This is a genomic window from Chitinophaga sp. S165 (genome assembly GCF_003182155.1).
Taxonomy (GTDB): domain Bacteria; phylum Bacteroidota; class Bacteroidia; order Chitinophagales; family Chitinophagaceae; genus Chitinophaga.
Window position 1 is genome coordinate 290,429 of record NZ_QGTG01000006.1, and the last position, 19,471, is coordinate 309,899.

General features: G+C 43.6%; 18 protein-coding genes. 11 read left to right on the top strand and 7 right to left on the bottom strand.

The features are described from left to right. The first annotated feature begins 152 nt into the window (after positions 1 to 152). The 10 genes from C7475_RS22575 to C7475_RS22620 all read left to right on the top strand — a co-directional run bounded on the left by C7475_RS22575 (position 153) and on the right by C7475_RS22620 (position 9,699). Complete coding sequence (locus C7475_RS22575; RefSeq protein ID WP_110055670.1) at positions 153 to 2,615, top strand: outer membrane beta-barrel family protein; 2,463 nt, start codon at positions 153 to 155, stop codon at positions 2,613 to 2,615. Positions 2,616 to 2,801: 186 nt separating this feature from the next. Then, a complete protein-coding gene (locus C7475_RS22580) occupies positions 2,802 to 3,371 on the top strand; it encodes an RNA polymerase sigma factor (RefSeq protein ID WP_110055671.1) in 570 nt (189 codons plus the stop codon). Beyond that, on the top strand, positions 3,371 to 3,922 hold the full coding sequence (locus C7475_RS22585; protein ID WP_110055672.1) for a hypothetical protein: 552 nt from the start codon (positions 3,371 to 3,373) through the stop codon (positions 3,920 to 3,922). The genes C7475_RS22580 and C7475_RS22585 overlap by 1 nt, the downstream gene beginning before the upstream one ends. Continuing rightward, entirely contained in the window at positions 3,906 to 4,985 is a 1,080-nt protein-coding gene (locus C7475_RS22590; protein ID WP_110055673.1) for a hypothetical protein, read from the top strand. The genes C7475_RS22585 and C7475_RS22590 overlap by 17 nt, the downstream gene beginning before the upstream one ends. Before the next feature lie 52 nt (positions 4,986 to 5,037). Beyond that, a complete protein-coding gene (locus C7475_RS22595) occupies positions 5,038 to 5,778 on the top strand; it encodes a head GIN domain-containing protein (RefSeq protein ID WP_110055674.1) in 741 nt (246 codons plus the stop codon). Between the two features lie 155 nt (positions 5,779 to 5,933). Continuing rightward, positions 5,934 to 6,425, top strand: coding sequence for a YajQ family cyclic di-GMP-binding protein (locus tag C7475_RS22600; RefSeq protein WP_110055675.1), 492 nt, complete (start codon positions 5,934 to 5,936; stop codon positions 6,423 to 6,425). A 157-nt stretch (positions 6,426 to 6,582) separates the two neighbouring features. Then, complete coding sequence (locus C7475_RS22605; protein WP_089836827.1) at positions 6,583 to 6,834, top strand: type B 50S ribosomal protein L31; 252 nt, start codon at positions 6,583 to 6,585, stop codon at positions 6,832 to 6,834. A gap of 68 nt (positions 6,835 to 6,902) precedes the next feature. Continuing rightward, positions 6,903 to 8,069, top strand: a complete 1,167-nt coding sequence (locus C7475_RS22610) for a putative sugar nucleotidyl transferase (protein ID WP_110055676.1) — start codon at positions 6,903 to 6,905, stop codon at positions 8,067 to 8,069. A 32-nt stretch (positions 8,070 to 8,101) separates the two neighbouring features. After that, the gene (gene tpiA / locus C7475_RS22615; RefSeq protein WP_110055677.1) at positions 8,102 to 8,863 is read left to right on the top strand and encodes a triose-phosphate isomerase; all 762 of its coding nucleotides are present in this window, start codon (positions 8,102 to 8,104) and stop codon (positions 8,861 to 8,863) included. Positions 8,864 to 9,090: 227 nt separating this feature from the next. Continuing rightward, the gene (locus C7475_RS22620; RefSeq protein WP_110055678.1) at positions 9,091 to 9,699 is read left to right on the top strand and encodes a 2'-5' RNA ligase family protein; all 609 of its coding nucleotides are present in this window, start codon (positions 9,091 to 9,093) and stop codon (positions 9,697 to 9,699) included. 96 nt (positions 9,700 to 9,795) lie between these two features. Here C7475_RS22620 and C7475_RS32815 read toward each other — a convergent pair whose 3' ends face one another. After that, positions 9,796 to 10,080, bottom strand: a complete 285-nt coding sequence (locus C7475_RS32815) for a hypothetical protein (protein ID WP_146217619.1) — start codon at positions 10,078 to 10,080, stop codon at positions 9,796 to 9,798. A 336-nt stretch (positions 10,081 to 10,416) separates the two neighbouring features. Here C7475_RS32815 and C7475_RS22625 point away from each other — a divergent pair, with 336 nt between their 5' ends. Further along, positions 10,417 to 10,692, top strand: coding sequence for an acylphosphatase (locus C7475_RS22625; protein WP_110055679.1), 276 nt, complete (start codon positions 10,417 to 10,419; stop codon positions 10,690 to 10,692). Between the two features lie 511 nt (positions 10,693 to 11,203). Here the strand turns inward: C7475_RS22625 and C7475_RS22635 are convergent. The 6 genes from C7475_RS22635 to C7475_RS22660 form a co-directional block, all read right to left on the bottom strand. After that, complete coding sequence (locus C7475_RS22635) at positions 11,204 to 12,331, bottom strand: C1 family peptidase (RefSeq protein WP_110055681.1); 1,128 nt, start codon at positions 12,329 to 12,331, stop codon at positions 11,204 to 11,206. Positions 12,332 to 12,434: 103 nt separating this feature from the next. Further along, positions 12,435 to 14,438 carry a M56 family metallopeptidase gene (locus C7475_RS22640; protein WP_110055682.1) on the bottom strand — a complete coding sequence of 668 codons (2,004 nt, stop codon included), beginning with the start codon at positions 14,436 to 14,438 and terminating at the stop codon, positions 12,435 to 12,437. A gap of 33 nt (positions 14,439 to 14,471) precedes the next feature. Then, positions 14,472 to 14,864: a BlaI/MecI/CopY family transcriptional regulator gene (locus C7475_RS22645; RefSeq protein WP_110055683.1), complete on the bottom strand. Its 393-nt coding sequence runs from the start codon at positions 14,862 to 14,864 to the stop codon at positions 14,472 to 14,474. A 222-nt stretch (positions 14,865 to 15,086) separates the two neighbouring features. Next, positions 15,087 to 15,713 (bottom strand): hypothetical protein, encoded by a 627-nt coding sequence (locus C7475_RS22650; protein ID WP_110055684.1) that lies wholly within the window; start codon positions 15,711 to 15,713, stop codon positions 15,087 to 15,089. Between the two features lie 75 nt (positions 15,714 to 15,788). Continuing rightward, the gene (locus C7475_RS22655) at positions 15,789 to 16,658 is read right to left on the bottom strand and encodes a DUF4249 domain-containing protein (RefSeq protein ID WP_110055685.1); all 870 of its coding nucleotides are present in this window, start codon (positions 16,656 to 16,658) and stop codon (positions 15,789 to 15,791) included. A 23-nt stretch (positions 16,659 to 16,681) separates the two neighbouring features. Continuing rightward, positions 16,682 to 19,060 (bottom strand): TonB-dependent receptor, encoded by a 2,379-nt coding sequence (locus C7475_RS22660; RefSeq protein ID WP_110055686.1) that lies wholly within the window; start codon positions 19,058 to 19,060, stop codon positions 16,682 to 16,684. Between the last annotated feature and the right edge of the window lie 411 nt (positions 19,061 to 19,471).

Below are 19,471 nucleotides of genomic sequence, written 5' to 3' on the forward strand. Positions count from 1 at the left end.
GCCAGGTTACCGTTTGTGTAAAACTATGTACTATGCAATGCAAACTACCTACCTTTACACTGTAGTTGTTAAAGAAAGGTTCTTGATCAAGGAAAGTTCTATAACAACAAAAAATTGACCAGAAGCTAATAATACATTTAAATCCTCCTTATATGAAATCAACTACTACATTGTTGGCCTCTTTTGTACTCATGTGTAGCGTTACAACCATTCATGCACAAACTATAGAGACCGCCAAAATCTCCGGGCGGGTAATGCAAACCGGGAACAAACCTGTTGAATTTGCCACCATCACTTTGCTGAAAGCAAAAGATTCCTCCCTCGTTAAAGGGGCTATTGCCGACTTAAATGGTCGTTATGAATTTGAACAGATCAAACAAGGTAAATATCTGATCGCAGCCGCTTATGTTGGTATGTCAAAAGCATACAGCAAACCTTTTGAAGTAAAAGGAACTACACCGATCTCAATGGAAACACTTTCACTGGCAGCAGATGCTAAGAACCTGAAAGAGGTGAACGTGACTGCAAAAAAGCCGTTCATTGAGCAAAGGGCCGATAAAATGATCGTGAATGTTGAAAACAGCATCATCGGCGCCGGTGGTACCGCTATGGAAGTACTGGAAAAATCACCAGGCGTTTCAATAGATAAAGACGATAATATTAACCTGAAGGGTAAGAGTGGTGTCGTTATCATGATTGATGGCAAGCTTACCAATATGAGTTCCCAGGACGTTGCCCAGCTGCTGAAAAGTATGCCCAGTAGCAATATTGAGCAAATTGAACTGATCACCAATCCTTCCGCCAAATATGATGCAGCGGGCAACGCCGGGATCATCAACATTAAATTGAAGAAAAATAGAACAGTAGGTACCAACGGTAATGCCTCTATATTCGGCGCTTACGGCCTCACACCAAAATGGGGCGGTTCACTGAACCTGAATCATCGCAACGAAAAGTTCAATCTCTTCGGATCTTATAACTATAACCGTCGCGAAAACGAACAGCATCTTGGCCTGTACCGTACCGGCACTACCGATGGAAAGTTTAATGTATTCGATCAGCAGAATGTAAGAGACAGGGTATCCGATTACCATGGCGCCAAAGTAGGTATGGACTATTTCATCAACAAGAATAATACTATCGGTGTGATGGTAGATGCAGGTTTCAGAACTTCAAATGAAGACGGGGACGCCATCACTAAAATAGGAGGCAGGGAAACAGTTGACTCCACATTAAAAACAGGTACATACAATGAAGGGACCTGGAGAAGATGGGCTTATAACGTGAATTACAGAGCCATCCTCGATACAACCGGCAGAGAGTTTAACGTTGACCTGGATTATGCACGTAATACAGAAAAATCAGGTACAGATATTTACTCTACCATATGGGATGCTATCGGCAAAGACTACAGACACGGCGATACTTCACGTAACAATCAGCCTAGTACCATCGACATAAAAACGATCAAAGCCGATTATGTACATCCTTTACGCAACCAGGCTAAATTCGAAGCAGGCTTTAAACTGAGTTTTGTAAAAACTGATAACGATGCAAGATTTGATTCCCTGCGTAACGGTAACTGGGTATATGACAAAAACCGCTCAAACCACTTCCTGTATAAAGAGAACGTAAATGCAGCGTACATCAACTTCCAGAAACAATTCAAAAAGGTGAACGTACAGTTAGGTTTACGTGCTGAACAGAGTAATGTAGAAGGTAATTCTATCACTATCAACCAGGTTACAGATACCAGTTATTTTAACCTCTTCCCGAGTGTATTTGTTAGCTATGATGCGACGAAAAACCACCAGTTCGGGATCTCTTACAGCCGCCGTCTGCAAAGACCTGACTATGGTGATCTGAATCCTTTCGAATTCTATCTGGACAGGTATACCGTGGCAGCAGGTAACCCTTATCTGAAGCCATCCTACGCCAACAACATCGAACTGACACATACGTTCAAACACTTTCTGACCACTTCAGTAGGCTATACACATACAAAAGATAAGATCACGCAGATCGTGGAATCAGAAAAAGATGTGGTGACAGGCGATACATTGAGCATCCGTTATAAATACCTGAACGTTGCCTCATCTGATGTCGTGAACCTGAACATCTCCCTTCCGGTGACCATCACCAAATGGTGGAGCAGCTTCACTTACCTGTCAGCTTATTATAACAAGTACCAGACTATCGTGGATGCCCAGTCAGTGAGTATCTCCAGTGGTGGATTCATGGGGCGTACACAGCAGACCTTTACCTTACCTGCAGGTATCAGTGCTGAACTGAGCGTATTCTATCTCTCTCCGCAGATCGCTGATGAAGGCCTGTTCAGAATGAAAGCAATGAAAGCAGTTGATCTGGGCGTGTCCAAACAGATCCTGAATAAAAAAGGAAGCATCAAGATCAACGTAAATGACATTTTTAATATACAGAGCTTCCGCGGAAGTTTTGAAAATGCAGGCCGCTACACCGGTGTAACCAGCAAATGGGAAACCCAGCAGGTGAGGGTCACTTTCAACTACCGTTTCGGAAATACCAGCGTAAAAGCAGCGCGCACCCGTAAAACCGGTCTCGAAGATGAACAGAGCCGTGTGAAGAACGGGAACTAATATGACCTGTTTTTAGGTATATATAAGGATGGAAATGGACGTGGCTTAGTCTTAGGCCGCGTCCTTTCTTAAATTTGTTAATTATTGATAGTTAGTGATTTGTGATGTTTGTGATGCCTTTTTCCCCTGTTTCTCCCAAAATAATCTCCATTTCGTGCAACCTTTTTCTGAAATAATGTCTTTATAATGCAAGCATTAGCCAACAACTTGAACAATACAGCCATAACAGACCACCTGGTGTCCCGGTGTAAAAAGGGAGATGTGCACGCATTCCGTGAGCTATACAACGCCTATTCCGGGGCAATGTATAACATCTGTTTGCGTATGACAGGGAATCAGGCCGATGCTGAAGATACTTTACAGGAAGCTTTTATGCAGGTATTCAGGAACATTGAGCGCCTGGAGAATGCCGGAAGCGTAACAGCGTGGATCAAGCGGATAGTTGTAAATCACTGTCTCAGCCACCTTCGCAGGAAGAAAGTATACTTTGAGGAAGTAGATAATATAGATGTTGAAGAAGATACGACGATCGTAGACGAAGATAATTTTGCATGGACAGTAGCGGCAATAAAAGAAGCCATACAGGTTCTTCCTCATGGATACCGCACTGTTCTGAACTTGTACATATTTGAAGAGTACTCACACAAAGAAATAGCAGCCATGCTGGACATTTCTGAGTCAACAGTGAAAACACAGTATATGCGTGCAAAGGATAAAGTGAGGCAGATAATAAAACAAAAAAAAGTAATACGCTGATGTCAGAAAGTAGTTTTGAAGATTTTGTCAGGCAACACCGTCAGAGTTTTGAAGAGACCGGCCCTTCATCCAGGGTTTGGGCGCAATTAGAACAGCAAATTGCTCCCCGCAGGAAAAACAAGGTAATACAACTGATGGGCCGTCACTGGCTGAAAGCAGCAGCAGTGCTGGTGCTCGTGGTAAATAGCGTCATGATCTGGCAGTTCATCCAAATGAAGAAAGCGCAACACCTGACAAATGTTTCGCCGGAAATGCAGGAAGCGAAAATGTATTACACCACCCAGATAGAACAGCGGTTGCAGACAATTAAAACCTATCCTGATGCAGTGCTGGGACTCGACAGCACCGCACGTAAAGAACTGGAACTACGCAACGAAACGTATCAGATACTGGAAGCCGAACTGATACAGAATCCGGGTAACGAAAGAATTAAAGCAGCAATGGTCCGCTACTATCAGCTTAAGCTGGACCTACTCGATAAAATATTAGAAGAGCTGAGAGAAAAACAGCCTGTAAGTAAAAAGCAATCTGATTATGAAAGAGAAATTTAGTATCCTGTTATTTTTATTAGTACCTATACTTACCTACGGTATAAAAGGTGACAGTGAATTCAAGAAAGTTATTGTAAAGGAATTCAGCACAAATCCTGGTACAACCCTGAACATATCTAACAAATACGGTAAGATCGTTATTCACACATGGCAGAAGAATGAAGTCAAAGCAACAATCACTATTACAGGTTTTGGTAAGAGCGTGGAAGAAGCTACTTCTATCGTGAACATGGTAGATATTTCAGTAAACACAGGTAATAACGCAAGCCTGCAAACTGTTTACAATCCTTCCTCCGGCAGTAAATGGTTCTCCTGGGGAAACAAGAAAGACTCTAAGGATTATGTGAACATCGATTATGATGTATACGTGCCTGAAAGACTGGCAAAACTCGCGATGGACAATAACTTCGGAGATGTTATCACTGATGTGCTTTCATTCCCTACATCGATCAATATGAACTATTGCAATTACGATATAAAGGAAGCAGAAAGACAGCTCGATCTAAACATGAATTATTGCGATCGCGGACGTATAGGTAAGGCTGAATCAGTAACGATAAGAGCTAACTATTCCAATCTTAAAAGCGACGTTATTACGTCTCTGGTGACCAAATCCAACTATTGCGAATATAATCTGGGTAGTGTTAACAACCTGAACGTATCTGGGAATTATGACGAATACACTGTGAATAAAGTAGGCTCTTTTAAAGGAAGTAATACATATACCGATTTCCGCATCACAGAAGTGCAGACAGCGATCAGCTCAAAACTAGTGTATGGCGATTTCTCTGCAAAGACACTGGGAACAGGATTTAAGAACGCAGAGTTTAATCTGACCTATTCAGACGTGAAGATCGGGGTGCCACAGCGACTGGGTATACAGTTTAATGTACAGCTTAACCGTGGGGATGTGCGGACGGGAGAACTTTCATTGAAGAATATCACCAATATTAAGAAGAACTCACAATTAACATATACGGCTTTCACATCCTCCGCAGACGAGAAGTCTCCGACTTTTACTGTAAATGGAGTATATAGCGACGTGTCTTTTGAAAGCCGTTGATCAACAAATTCCTCTTGTAAAAAAACTAAACTATCACCGCTAAATCTCATTTATGAAAACGTTACGTCTTAACTGGTTATTGCCGGTATCATTGCTCCTTCTTGCCTTTTCATTCTCTGCATTCACCATCATCGGTAATAACGAGAAAGTAAAAGGAAGCGGAAACATTAAAGAAGAAACCCGCACAGAAGGACCGTTCAGAAGTATCAGTACTTCCGGTTCATACAACGTGTACATCACACCAGGTAGCAAAAATGATATCAGGATCGAAGCGGACGATAACCTGCTGCCTTTTATAGTGACGAAGGTGAGTGGTGAAAACCTCGAAATTTATTCAAAGAAAGGATACGATATCAAGCCTAGCAAGACCATCAATATCTATGTAACGATGGATCAGCTGGAAGGCCTGTCTTCCAGTGGAAGCGGTGGCTTTTACAGCAAGGGAAAACTGAAAGGCGGTAACGTGAAATTCTCCTTCAGTGGATCTACCAACACAGAAATTGATCTGGATGCCAGTGCCCTGAAAGTAGAAGTATCCGGTTCCAGCCACCTCAATCTGAAAGGAAGTGTTCCTGCAACAAGGTATGATATCTCCGGCTCTGCTGATGTGGAAGCACTGGACATGCAATCTTCTGATGCACAGATCTCTATCTCCGGTTCCGGTAAACTGGACGTAGCGGTAGCGAAAAAGCTGGATCTCAATGTATCCGGAATGGGCAAGATCCGCTATAAAGGCACTCCGGTGATCAATCAGTCCTCTTCAGGTATGGCAAAGATTTCCAAAATAGATTAAGAATAGTTGTTGGCTGCTTGTTATACAACGCAGCCGGTTATCGGAAGGCATTCCGTTAACACACCCCGGGTATCGTCCCGGGGTTTTTTATATCTCGGTAGTATTGATTTATATTTGTGTCCCTTAAGCGATTAACAATATAAAACTATTTTATCATGCCATCCTTTGATATTGTTAGCAAAGTAGATACTCAGACACTTGATAACGCGGTAAATACCGTGAAAAAGGAGATTACCAACAGGTACGACTTCAAAGGTACCCATGTGGAAATAGAACTGAATAAAAAAGAACTGGCCCTGAATGTGGAAGTGGAAAGCGAAATGAAGCTCGACCAGTTAATAGACGTCTTAATAAGCCGTACCATGCGCCAGGGACTGGATGCCAATATCTACGATCTGAGCAAGGAGCCTTATCAGAGCGGAAAAGTGGTGAAAAAGGACATTCCGATCAGAAATGGGATCAAGCAGGAAGACGCCAAGAAAATTGTCAAACTGATAAAGGACTCCGGCGCTAAAGTGCAGGCGGCCATCATGGACGATATTGTCAGGGTAACCGGTAAGAAAATAGATGATTTACAGGAGGTTATACAGAAAACGAAAGAAGCGGGCCTGGGCATCCCTTTACAGTATATCAACATGAAGAGCTAAAATATTTAGTCTTCTGTTGTTGTTTTTAGAAAAAATATTTTACCTTTGCACCCTGTCTAATAATATTGGTATGAAACCAAGCATGGCATTCATCATGCATCAGAGGAATGAATATGCGGGGTTGCATCTGGTAAACAAAAAGAAAATATAAATTCAGATGAAACAGGGAATCCATCCAGAAAATTACAGATTTGTAATATTCAAAGATATGTCTAACGGACATACTTTCTTAAGCCGTTCTACCGCTCCTTCCAAAGAAACCCTGAAGTGGGAAGATGGTAATGAGTATCCGTTGATCAAGCTGGAAATTTCCAATACTTCTCACCCTTTCTATACCGGGAAAAACGTATTGGTGGATACAGCAGGTCGTATCGACAAATTCAACAAGCGTTACGCTAAGAAAGCCTAATAAGGCCTTTAAAATAATTTCAAGAATCCCATCGGCATTTTCGATGGGATTTTTTATTTTTATCCCATATGGAGCGGAATTACATTCTTTTTGACACACCCGCGAGAGAGTTGTTATACCCCTTCACTCATACAAGACCCGTCGCAGCATGCCGTTTAGGTATACTCACCATCGGGGAAAAATGGGAATACTGGCTGAATGCCGGTATCAGCCATCTTACCGTCCCACATCTTCAGAAAAAATATCCTTTTAAAAAAGACGAAACTGTTCCCGCTGTCCTGATCCATGGCAGTATATTGCCCGATGAGGCCCTGGTGCACGCTATTCGCATGCTCCAGCCCGGCCAGGGACTGTATAAAGAAAATGAACTGATCGCAAATGTTGCTCCCGGAAACAATCCGGATGCAGAACCTGTAGAACGAAAAGAGTATCTTGGTGCGGTTTCGCGGATCAGGATGCCCTGGGACTTCTTTCTACTGAACGATCAGGCTATCCGGAACGACTTCGAACTGCTGACAAAGGGCCGTATTTCTGCTCCTGTCAGTGATACCAATAAGGTGATCGCCCCGGAGCGTATTTTCCTGGAAGATGGTGCTATCGTCGAGCACAGCGTCCTCAATGCCAGTACCGGACCTATATACATAGGGAAGAACGCTGAAATAATGGAAGGCTGCCTGATCAGAGGTGCACTGGCAATGGGGGAAAAGGCAGTACTGAAGATGGGAAGCAAAGTATACGGGGCTACCACGCTGGGACCGGGAAGTGTAGGAGGGGGAGAGATCAAGAATGTGGTGATGTTCGGCCATTCCAATAAAGGCCACGACGGCTATCTGGGAGATGCAGTGATCGGGGAGTGGTGCAACCTTGGGGCTAATGCCACGTGTTCCAATCTGAAGAACAATGCCAGTACCGTAAAAGTCTGGATAGAGGCCTATAACAAGACTGAACCGGCTGGTTTGAAATGTGGGTTACTAATGGGCGATTACAGCCGCTGTGGTATCGGTTCAATGCTCAATACCGGCACGGTAATAGGAGTATCCTGCAACGTCTTCGGCGGAGAGCTGCCACCTAAGTTCATTCCTTCTTTTTCCTGGGGAGGCGCAGCCGGACTAGAATCTTACAGACTGGAACCAGCATTGAGGGACGCCGGCACATGGATGCAGTTTAAAGGAAGACAAATGGAAGAGGCAGACAGACAAATGCTGGAAGCCCTCTTTGCACAATTTTATAAGTGAACACTTTTTTAAAAAATCAATATAGCTCTAAAATGAGAAAGAAAATCGTTGCTGGTAACTGGAAAATGAACCTGACCCTCAGTCAGGCAGAACAGCTGATCAATGACATTTTGCAGGCTGGCCTGCGATTGAACGAGGGACAGGAAGTGGTATTGGCCACGCCTTTTCCATATCTGGTGAAAGCAAAGTCATTATTAAAAAATACGCCTGGTTTTTACCTGGCAGCGCAAAACTGTGCATCTGAAAAATCAGGCGCTTATACTGGCGAAGTATCTGCCGAAATGTTACAGTCTGTAGGTGTTGACTACGTGATACTGGGTCACTCCGAAAGAAGGGAGTATTTCCAGGAAAGTAACTCTACCCTGGCTAAGAAGATAGACCTGGTACTGGCTAATGGCCTGAAACCGATCTTCTGCTGCGGTGAGCCACTGGAAGTAAGAAAGGCTGAAACGCAGAATGAATATGTGGCAAAGCAACTGGAAGAAAGCCTTTTCCATTTAACTGAAGAGCAATTAAAGAATGTCGTGATCGCTTATGAGCCGATCTGGGCTATCGGTACTGGTCTGACTGCCAGCGCTGCACAGGCACAGGACATGCACGCATTCATCAGAGCGCAGATAGCTGCTAAATATGGCAGGGAAGCTGCATTACGTATGACTATCCAGTATGGTGGTAGCGCAAAACCTTCCAATGCGGAAGAACTGTTCGCATGCCCTGATGTGGATGGTGGCCTGATCGGTGGCGCATCTTTGGTTGCTGCTGATTTCGTTGCTATTATTCAGAAGCTCGGATAATTACCGGTCTAATTTAGTTATATGGAGCAGTCCGCTTTGCGGGCTGCTTTTTTATTTTACTAAAATAACTAGCGTCATAAAAGTTTTAATCTCAATCAGATAGCTTTACTGGCAAAAAAAGTTAGTATTTTTTGCTAAATAAATTAGTAATTCAGAAAATCTTCTCTATATTTGTATTGTCAATATTCAAATAACCAGTACATCTTAAGTTAAAAACTTACTTGGTTATGCATACAAATAACAACATTGCATTTGAACAGGAAACATTGTATGATTACTTGTTGGTAGTAAGTCCCGGTACTAGCATTACCAATGACGTAACAGCATTGAAAAAATTAGTAGCCCAGGAATTGGGAATGTATGGCAGTCGCTTTTCCAAAGCGCACATCAGCCTTTTCAGATCTGAGTTTCCTGAGAGGTTCCAGGACGACTTCGTACAGTTGCTGGACGATATAGCCAGAAAACAATCAGGCTTTACTTTATATACCTCAAAGTTCGACCATTTTGAACACGGTCCTGATAAACGTACCATTTATATCAATGTAGCCAATCCTAAACCCATGGTAGAGCTGCACAAAAAGATACTCCAGGAATTTGATATAAAGCCAGGATCATTCAAGCCGCATATCACCATTGCAAGAGCTATCAGTACACCTGAATTTAATAAAGTATACGATCACTTTTCTAATCAGGTCTTTGTACGTAGTTTCCAATGCAAGAGCTTCACCCTGTTACGTAAGCCTGCCAGTGGCGGTCATTACGAGCCAGTAAAAGAGTTTGTATTCGGAGATGAAGCTGTACAACAGGATGCAACGCTGTTTAACTACGCAGCATAAGCTGTATCCCATTTCATAGATAAAACATTATATAGTCTGCATAATAATTGTGTTGTCTATAGGACACTTGCGCTTGCATGCTATTGTGTAATGTAATTATGTGATGGAAAGGGCCATGTGTGTGATGAGAAAGCCATGTAGTTTGCGCATCGTACAGATCGGCGATAATGTAGTCCTTATACATTGTCTAGTCAGGATGGCATTGTCTGGTGCGGCATAGGCAGTAGAAGGACATTGTTTAGTGAGACGATCGTGTGTAGCTCTTATAACATTGTTTAGCCTGCATGCAATGTGTGGTGCGATAATCGTGTAACCTGTTTGCATTGCAGCATTCAATGACAATAATAATCTATGCCTGTATGGCATTGTATAGTGAGACAATCGTGTAGTATTTGTACGTCGTACAGGCCGGCAATCATATAGTTCATATAACATTGTTTAGACCATATAGTATCATGTAGTATCATGTAGTAAGGTTAAGATTATATACCTGGATGACATTGTTAATCCATTTGGTACGTGTGGTGCAGCCATCACCTGGTTTCTATAACATTGTTTAGCTTATATAAATCATTATATCAAAATATTAAAAGTCCTTTTCTTATTGGCTTTTATCCCATGTTTGTTAACCTTTCCCATTTGAGATTTATTTTTCCCTTTACACGGCTGTTTGTAGATTTGGATAATACAATTACTCATCTATCATCACCGCGTTATATGGAAAAGATACATAAGCAGATCCTGGTAAAGGGGAAAGTCCAGGGCGTGTATTTCAGAGCCAGTGCAAAGCATACAGCAGATGATCTTGGCATTACAGGAGAAGCAAAGAATTTACCCGATGGCAATGTGCTGATCACAGCAGAAGGAGAGGTGAGTAAGATGGAGGCATTTATTGCCTGGTGCCGGCAGGGACCACCGTTTGCTAAAGTAACTGAACTGATTATCACTGTTGCCCCTATGCAGCATTATGCGGTTTTTGATGTAGTGCGCTAAGTGATTTGTTATCCTTTTAAAGTATTAGCAAAGTGCGTTGATGTAGGTGTGCTAAATGTGTTGTTGCCTTTACTGTATTACAGGAGCGCCGGCCGTTCTGTCGGCCTGGTATGCTGACGGGACGTTGACCTGATATGTTGACCCGTACATTTGGCCCGGTATGTTAACCGGTGTTTTACTCACAACATTGACCAATGTGTTGCCCCTGCGTTGAAATCTGTTTATGCTGCGTACCTTATCTACTCTATATAACTTTAAAGAATTATTGTTTGTAAGTGCTGTTGCCTGTAACTTTTGATAACGATTAATCATTTATTGTTTTCAGATGCTTTGATGCATTACAACCAGCAATACGTTTATTGATCTGCATTTGCAGCTTCTGTTGTATCTGCCGGCGTCTGGAGGTGCCAGCAGATATCAACAGCTTTTCCCTCAAACAAACTACCATACAAAAGGGCAGTCCTGTGGGTTCACAAGGCTGCCCTTTTGTATGGTAATTTATTTGAGGATATCACTTCAATGCCACCTGCTGCCGCTTTACGATCTCCAGAGCCGACTTCGGTACGATGATCGTAATGGTGTTGATAGCAAAGTAGGGAAGAGATACTTTCACAAACCCGTCAAATGGTCCGGACTTGCTGCCGTAAGAATTTTTAACAATAAAGAACTCCTTGCCTTTGGCCGTCTTTCCAATGCCTGTAATATGCATCAGGTGATCGTCCTGGGTAACTAACTCTTCAAATAACTGCTGACGCTCCTCCTGAGAATAGCCCTTTTCGTCGAGGTCCGGATTGATGATATTACCACGGGTCTGTGAATCCACTACCGGGCGCAACGCATACCCTTTGCCAACCATCCAGCCCCTGTTACTTACATCGGTGTCCCACAGCACAGTATAACCCTTCATAACGGCACTTTTGGCTATCGTGATCAGATCATTGATAGGAACGTTATAATAAGCGCCGTTGGAGAAGTTGTCGGGTACTTCCAGCACAAAAGAACTGTTGAAAGGGTGATGGGTAAATGAAGTAAGACTGACATAGTCGTCCGGATTGAACTTCACCACCTCTTTGGCAAATGTCTTTGGCGTATAGGAATGTCCATTATAACTGAAGGTAGCCGGCGGCGCTCCCAGGTATTTATCCAGAATAGCAGTGAGGCCTGTTTTCCAATCCGCAGGAATGGGCTTAGGAAGCCTCAGAATGCTGTCCAGGTAATTTTTCATGTCCTGTATCAACTCACCATGATCGTGCGATGTATGGCCGTCTTTAAGACCGCTGTAGACGTCTTCGGGAACAATGCCATATGCTTCAACGGCATGAAGTACGTCATGACCCAGGCCACCTTCGTCAAAACGCGCATATCCCTGCCGGTGAATATAGTTCTCCGCCTTTTCAATGTATATATTGCGTACCGTGAACATTTCAGAGAGGTCCAGCGATACCTGTGCCTTATGCAGACAGTCCGCTTCGATCATCGACGTCGTGGAAAAGCTCCAGCAGGTACCGGTATTGGCCTGATCTTTCACGGATGTCGCGGGGTTGTTCCTGATGATTTTTATCTCTTCCAGGGATTTCGTCTCCTGCGCCCGGCCCTGTATACAAAGGAACAGGGCTGATAATACTAGATATGATCTCATATAAAGTGAGGTTTGCCACCTAAAGATAAGGGGTTAAGACATACAAAAAGCGCTACTGCTGTATGAACGGCAGTAGCGCATAGAATGACGGAAAAAATTGCGGTTATTGTTCGTCGTTGATGCTGACACTCAGGTTCTTACCCTTCCCTGCGATCAGAACATTCTCACTCTTGCCGAATGCATCTGCGTACTTCTTGTACACATCGTCGGACTGTTTCACATCGTTGATCTTCAGGACGCCATCCTTTTTCTCGATGGTAAATCCTTCTTCCTCATTTATGAGATTGTCTGCAGCCATTCTTTCTACGAGTTTTTTGTATTTACTGGAGATAGTTTTGTCGATCGCTGCATGGTCTGCTTCCAGTATTATCGCTTTGTTTTGTTTATTCGCGATAATCATTTGCTTCTGTGCATTTTTCTGCGCGGCTACCATTTCCTTCTGCGCTTTGGCTATTTCTTTTTTGGCGTTTGCCATAGCATCTTTGACCTCTTTACTGTTCATGGCTGTGTGCGCTTCTGCCATACTCTTGGCGATAATGCCATTGATGTCAATATCAGCCATTGCCGCCTTTGCACTTTCCATACCTACGCGGATGCTTTCCTGGATAACCTTTGGATCTACCAGGGAATCAGGTACGTTTTTCATGCTTACTTTAACATCCTCGTTGATCTTGTTCCAGTCAATATTTTTCAGTGCTGTATTCACTTCTACGTTGATCTTATTCCAGTCAATGTTTTTCATGGCGTTGTTCACCTCAACATTGATCTTATTCCAGTCAACGTTCTTCATAGCGTTGGATACTTCTGTATTGATCTGGTTCCAGTCAATATTTTTCATTGCATCCTCTGCTGCTTCCATACCTAATTTTGCTGCCTCTACACTGGCCTCTGCAGCCTCTTTGGCAGCCTTTTCAGCTTCCTTGCTCTCTCTTGTAGCAGGCACCGTATCGGTGAGATAATGTATCATGCTGACAGCATGTGTTATAGCAGGAGTTGCTATAGCGGGAGCTACACTTGCAGTGGTAGTTTCTTCTTCTTTTACAGTAACTTTTTTACTATCACGCTTCTCTTCCCTGTTGGATGGGTTAAGCCATGCAATGGACACCAGGCCGACGGCGATGATCATTACAGCTAATAACTTTTGCGTATAGTTGATGTTTTTAGTTTTCATTTCCATGATGCGTTTGATGCGATGAAATAAATGTTGTTTATTATCGGCCGCCGCCATGGCCAGTGCATTGACTGTTAACCGGTATTCTTCCAATGCTACCAGGGCTTTAGCGTAATGGAGCGGTTGCACCTGACTTGCTAGTACAAGGTCGTCGCAACAGTGCTCCCTTTCTAAGCGGATATTTTTGGATATCCACCATACAAAAGGATTAAAAAAGAGAATGGTTTCAACAATTGATTGGAAAATATTCAGTAGATAATCATTGCGTTTAACGTGTGCCAGTTCGTGCAACAGGATAGCTTCCAGCTGTTCCGCCGTCAGGTTGTTGAACATGGCTACAGGTAATAAGATCACAGGTTTCAGGAATCCGATCATCACCGGTACCTGTATGTACTGTGATATGAGCAGTTTTACCCGGCGCGGGATCCTTAACTGAACAGCCAGTTTCTGCAGGTGTTTTTCCCAGGCCTCGTCAATGGGGAATACCTGTTTCTTCCTGATCTGTTGCAGCTGTAAGAGGTCCAGTGTTAGCTTGATGGTCATGACTGCCACCCCGGCCACATAAATGGCCACTAATACGGGGAACCACATTTCCAGACTGGGGAACAGGCCTGTCAGTTCCGCCTGACTTTTATAGATCACCGGTACTTCCACTCTGGAAGAGGGCCTTATGCCGGTCTCTATCATCAGTTGCGCCGCATGATGCACTCTTTTAACTGCTTCTATCTGTTGCCAGAGCGTTACGGAAAACCAGGTGAAAATGCCTGCCAGTGAAATGTACGACAGGTTATATTTGATACTGGAGCTTGCCTGTGGCCAGAGTATTAATACCAACCTCAGACAGGCGAAGATGAAGAATGCCTGCCAGAAAGAGTGCAGAAGGGCCCAGCCGAAAGCCTGGATGAGGTCTGCGGTGAATGGAAGTTGTGCAGTCATGATTGTAATATTAGAGGCGCGTGGACGCCTGGTTTACTTTTTCTGTTGTTGCTCTATCTCATTCAGATATTGCTTGATCTTATCCAGCTCTTCCTGCGAGGAACGGTGATTACCCAATGCCTGTAACACAAGTTGCGAGGCAGAGCCGTTAAACACCGTATCTATCATTTTATTCAGTAATTGTTGCTGGGTACTCTCCTGGGAAATCGCAGCTTCGTACACATGTGTCTTACTGCTCGTATCCCTTTTTAACAGCCCTTTCTCATGCATGATCTGCATCAGCTTAAGGGTAGTAGTATAACCGGCGTCTTTGCTTTTCTCTAGTATCTCATGCACATCCCTTACCGTACCGGAGCCTTTCTCCCATAATATACCCAGGATCTCCAGTTCACTTTCTGTCGGCTTGTTATTTTTGGCGGTACTCATCTTATATTCCAATGATTATTGATCTACGAATATTTTCGTAAACAAATGTACGATAGTTTTCGTAATTGCCAAATCTGAGAGTAAGTTTTTTTTGAAGAAGGGTGGAGAACGTTGATAATCAGGGATAAATGGAGATGCATAAAAAAACAGGCATGTTGCCGTCTGCATGAAATCGTTCAGCAAAGACGGGCAACGATGCCTGTTCCAATTAAATGTAGTTGCTTAGAACTTACCTGCTTTCAGTCCTACGTTAATAGAAGGGCCGCTTAACTTTCCGTCAGTGATACCTGTGGTCCGGGAACCGTTAACATAACGGTAAGAAGCTCCAATATCAAGACGCAGGAATTTTGTGAGGTTCAGTTCAATGTTAGCATATGGCTCAGCTACAAAGAATCCGTGGTTGTCATACACATAGTCATGATCAAAGTCGTCGTCATCCCATCTGTTCTTGTCCCGGCGACCAGCAGCGCCTCCGCCGATCAATGTACCCGCCGTCCAGTGTATCAGTTTGTCTGAATTATGTATGTATTCAAATACAAGACCTGTATACCAGAGGTTCAGATACTCTTTTGTACCGTTAACATTTACCGTCGGCATGTCAACATTGTTAACCAGTGAATAAGCGCCTGCTCCGAGCATCACCTTACCGTTTAATAATACACCGCCATATCCGCCTGTCAACAATCCAAAGTTACCATCGATGGGTGTAAATTTCGCTGCAGGCGCTCCATATGCTCCAACAGTAGTTTTTTTACCTTTCCCTGAAGAAAATAATGTTTCGGTTGTGGCATGCTGTGCCCAGGCCTGCTGTGCAACTAGCACCAGCAGCGCTGATAGAATCTTTTTCATAAAAATTGCTTGTAAGTGTTTTGTGTGTAGCTGGCTAAAGCGGGTTACTTTAGCCAGCTTGTTTATGGAGAGATATTATTCGATAGTTCTTTCTTTGCTGCTTACGGCAGATGTACCGAACCAGCCCAGTATTCTTTGTTTACCACCACCGGTAGTAACATTGATGGCATTACATTTTACATTTTCCAACACCTTCGCAAACAGGCCGCCAGAGTTGATCTGGTCCTCTACCTGGGTCAGGAAGAAATGACTCTGATAAGTAAGCGAACGTAACTTCACGATCACTTTATCTCCTTTCTGATAAGGTTTATCAAAGTCTGTCACTGCTTCCTGTATCGGCAGGATAAACGCTGAACCATCTTTCACGCTCTGATCAAAATAACCATCTACAGAAAATGCATCGCCTACCTTATGCTGCAGATCATTCCTGTATGAACGCATCCAGTAATAATCCACACCGCCTTTGATATCTATTGCATGGAACTTTGCAACATATCCATCTTCATCTACAAAGGCTGTCTCGGTTGTTTCGTACTTGTAAGAGATAGAATCGATCGGTGTAATTCTCTTGATAGTATCTACCGCTTCGAATACTTCTGTTTTATATTCCACTCTCAGTCTGTATGCATGTCCGATCACACCAATGGTCTCATTATCTCCGGGATTGTGCTTATACACACCGTCACTGAATGTGAATGGATATGATTTATTTGCTGTTTCATCGAAGAGCGTGATCAATGCATCGTTTATTACCGGCGAAGGCGCCTGGTCAGTGTATGGTACTGATTGTGTAAACCTGATCTGTTGTACGCCCGGCTCTGTTGTGATCCAGGCATCCAGTACAGGGTAGGATGTGCCCTTCTTGATGTCGAGGTCTATTGTATCTTCACAGGCAGTGAATGCTGCTACCATCGCTATTAATATGCTAAGTCTTATCTGTTTCATCTGTATTCTTATTTAAAGGATGGTTAGAATATGAAGTTGTACGTGATGCCAGGAATGATGGAACCAATGATGGAAAGACGAACGGCTTCTTTTTTGGAAGGATCATCCTCATTCTGTCTGAAGTAGATGGTGTAAGCATTTCTGCGGCCATACACGTTATACAGGGAGAATACCCATTCGCCTTTCCAGCGGCGCAGCTGTTTGCCTTTCAGTGTCAGGGACATGTCCAGACGATGGAAGGATGGCAGCCTGTAATTGTTGCGTTTATCGGTACTGTTGTAAGGAATGTCCCAGTCCTGGAACTCCAGACGGCTGTCTGCAAAAGTAGCCGGTGTACCGGAAGCGTAAACCCAGTTGGCGGAAAGAGAGGTACGCTTGCTTAATTCATGTGTAACAACAAGGTTCAGGTTGTGTGTACGATCGTAACGGTTCAGGAACCATTCATTCTGACTGATGCCGTTGGTCTGTCTTTCAGAACGTGACAGCGTATAGCTAACCCATCCTGTAGTTCTTCCCAGTTCTTTTTTTGCCATCAGTTCAAGACCATAGGAACGGCTGTGAGACTGTAACAGGTCTGCTTCTATCTGCTGGTTCAGTTCCAGGTTCGCATTGTCGATATAATCCAGCTGATGTTCCATCTTCTTGTAAAATGCTTCAGCTGAGATCTCATATACACCGGATGGCGCATCATATACATATCCTACAGTATACTGATCAGCAACCTGCGGTTGTATGTTGTTGGTGCTTGGCGTCCAGATGTCCAGTGGAGTAGGAGAAGCTGTATTCGACAACTGATGCATGTACTGTGTGGTACGGGCATAAGATGCTTTCAGCGCATGATTGTCAGATACTGCGTAACGTGCTGTCATTCTCGGCTCCAGGTAATTGTATGCCTTGATCAGTTCATTTGCGCCATATTCTTTTGTTCCGATCAGCGTTCTGCGGATGCCTGGCGTGGTATCGTTGTAATAGTATGCGGTGCCTTTACCCAGATACTGATAACCGGAGAACCTGATGCCATACTGGATACCAAATCTGCTGCTTGGTTTCCACTCGTGGTCCAGGTAAGCCGCTGCTTCAAGACCATGTTGTTGTGTCAGTTCTTTTACACTTGTTTCGTCGTCTTCCACACCGGTGCCGGTACCAGGTTTGAAGGTGTAGTAAATGCCCTGCAATCCGAAGTGGATGCTGTTATGTGCATTGACATAAAAAGTGAATGCAGGTTTTACACCGTAGTTGATGATGTTGGATTTCCAGCTGTAAGACTGAGTTGCTTCTCCCGCGCCTTTCTCGCTTTCATTGTTGAACTTCAGACTGTAGTCGTAGTTGCTGTAGAAAGTTGTCAGGTTCAGGAATGTACGATTGGTGAATACGTGGTTCCAACGTACAGTTGCTGTTTTGTTCCCCCAGTTCATATTGATCTGTGTACCGAAACCGAAAACATCCCTACCCAGATAACCACTCGCAAACAAGGTATTGTTCTTATTCAGTTTGAAGTTCACTTTACCGGTAACATCGTAGAAATTCAGCTTGGTGTCTTTCATGTCCCCTTTCAGGAAAGGTTTCATCAGCACATCGATATAAGAACGGCGGGCGGCCAGTATAAAGGATGATTCATCCTTCTTGATCGGTCCTTCAACAGACAGCCTGCTGAATACATTGCTTATACCGCCATTTACGTTGTATTTCTGGTTGTTTCCGTCCTTCATGCGTATATCCAGTACAGAAGACGTACGACCGCCGTATTCGGCCGGAAAACCGCCTTTAAGGAGATTGATGCTTTTAACGGCGTCCGGGTTGAATACGGAGAAGAAACCCATCATGTGCGTAGAGTTGTAAACCGGGGCCTCGTCCAGGAGGATAAGGTTCTCATCTGCCGCACCGCCACGAACGTTAAAGCCATTGGCGCCTTCACCTACCGTAGCTACGCCCGGAAGTGTCTGGATAGAGCGGAGTACGTCCACCTCTCCCATAAACGTTGGCATTTTCTTCATCTGGGCGATGTCCAGCCTGTTAAGACTGGTGGTAAGCGTATTTACCGCTTTTTCCTGTTTATTGCCGGTTACGGTAACAGTACTAAGCTGGCTGCTGGACTTCTCCATTTTAACATCCAGGTTCTTATTCGATTTAAGCGATACGCTCATTTTAATGGGCGCATATCCTATATAAGAGAACTGGATCTCGTGATCGCCTGCCGGTAAAGTGAGAGAGAAAAAGCCATATTCATTGGTCACTGTTCCCAGGCTGGTGCCGGCTTTCGATACGGATATACCGATGAGGCTTTCACCATTCTGCTGGTCTTTTACATAACCGCTTACAGTATATTTCTGTTGTGCGCAGGCATGACGGGTCTGCATAAGCAGCAGGCATACGCCAAGCAGCATAAGTAATCTTGTCTTCATATAAGGTTAAGGTGTTCTTGTATTTTTTAATAGCGGATAGCTGGCCTTGCTATGACATTTTTTGTTTACGTATATAAAACGTGGGGGGAAGGGGTTACCCCTATAAGGCTATAGGGGAATTTTTTAAAGCTGGATAATTTAGTCGAGTTTATCGCACTGGAAGCCCAAATGGCGGATAAAAAGCATAATCTCATGTTCAGCTACAGCAACAGTTCCGTTCACAACACGCATCACTTTATCACAGTCCTCGGTATCAATGGTACAACTGATAATGTTAAAGTGTGAAAGAAGTGCCGTTATAACAAAGCTCTTATCCTGATGGGTGCATATATTTGTACGGAATATTCCAATCACCATAACTACAATATTAAATATTAAGGAATATTTTTGTGCAAAGTTGCAAGTCTCCGT

Excerpts from the sequence above, each read along its gene's own strand:
- C7475_RS22575 (WP_110055670.1), top strand. The coding sequence starts at position 153 with ATGAAATCAACTACTACATTGTTGGCCTCTTTTGTACTCATGTGTAGC.
- C7475_RS22580 (WP_110055671.1), top strand. The coding sequence starts at position 2,802 with ATGCAAGCATTAGCCAACAACTTGAACAATACAGCCATAACAGACCAC.
- C7475_RS22585 (WP_110055672.1), top strand. The coding sequence starts at position 3,371 with ATGTCAGAAAGTAGTTTTGAAGATTTTGTCAGGCAACACCGTCAGAGT.
- C7475_RS22590 (WP_110055673.1), top strand. The coding sequence starts at position 3,906 with ATGAAAGAGAAATTTAGTATCCTGTTATTTTTATTAGTACCTATACTT.
- C7475_RS22595 (WP_110055674.1), top strand. The coding sequence starts at position 5,038 with ATGAAAACGTTACGTCTTAACTGGTTATTGCCGGTATCATTGCTCCTT.
- C7475_RS22600 (WP_110055675.1), top strand. The coding sequence starts at position 5,934 with ATGCCATCCTTTGATATTGTTAGCAAAGTAGATACTCAGACACTTGAT.
- C7475_RS22605 (WP_089836827.1), top strand. The coding sequence starts at position 6,583 with ATGAAACAGGGAATCCATCCAGAAAATTACAGATTTGTAATATTCAAA.
- C7475_RS22610 (WP_110055676.1), top strand. The coding sequence starts at position 6,903 with ATGGAGCGGAATTACATTCTTTTTGACACACCCGCGAGAGAGTTGTTA.
- tpiA (WP_110055677.1), top strand. The coding sequence starts at position 8,102 with ATGAGAAAGAAAATCGTTGCTGGTAACTGGAAAATGAACCTGACCCTC.
- C7475_RS22620 (WP_110055678.1), top strand. The coding sequence starts at position 9,091 with ATGCATACAAATAACAACATTGCATTTGAACAGGAAACATTGTATGAT.
- C7475_RS22625 (WP_110055679.1), top strand. The coding sequence starts at position 10,417 with ATGGAAAAGATACATAAGCAGATCCTGGTAAAGGGGAAAGTCCAGGGC.
- C7475_RS22635 (WP_110055681.1), bottom strand. The coding sequence starts at position 12,331 with ATGAGATCATATCTAGTATTATCAGCCCTGTTCCTTTGTATACAGGGC.
- C7475_RS22640 (WP_110055682.1), bottom strand. The coding sequence starts at position 14,438 with ATGACTGCACAACTTCCATTCACCGCAGACCTCATCCAGGCTTTCGGC.
- C7475_RS22645 (WP_110055683.1), bottom strand. The coding sequence starts at position 14,864 with ATGAGTACCGCCAAAAATAACAAGCCGACAGAAAGTGAACTGGAGATC.
- C7475_RS22650 (WP_110055684.1), bottom strand. The coding sequence starts at position 15,713 with ATGAAAAAGATTCTATCAGCGCTGCTGGTGCTAGTTGCACAGCAGGCC.
- C7475_RS22655 (WP_110055685.1), bottom strand. The coding sequence starts at position 16,658 with ATGAAACAGATAAGACTTAGCATATTAATAGCGATGGTAGCAGCATTC.
- C7475_RS22660 (WP_110055686.1), bottom strand. The coding sequence starts at position 19,060 with ATGAAGACAAGATTACTTATGCTGCTTGGCGTATGCCTGCTGCTTATG.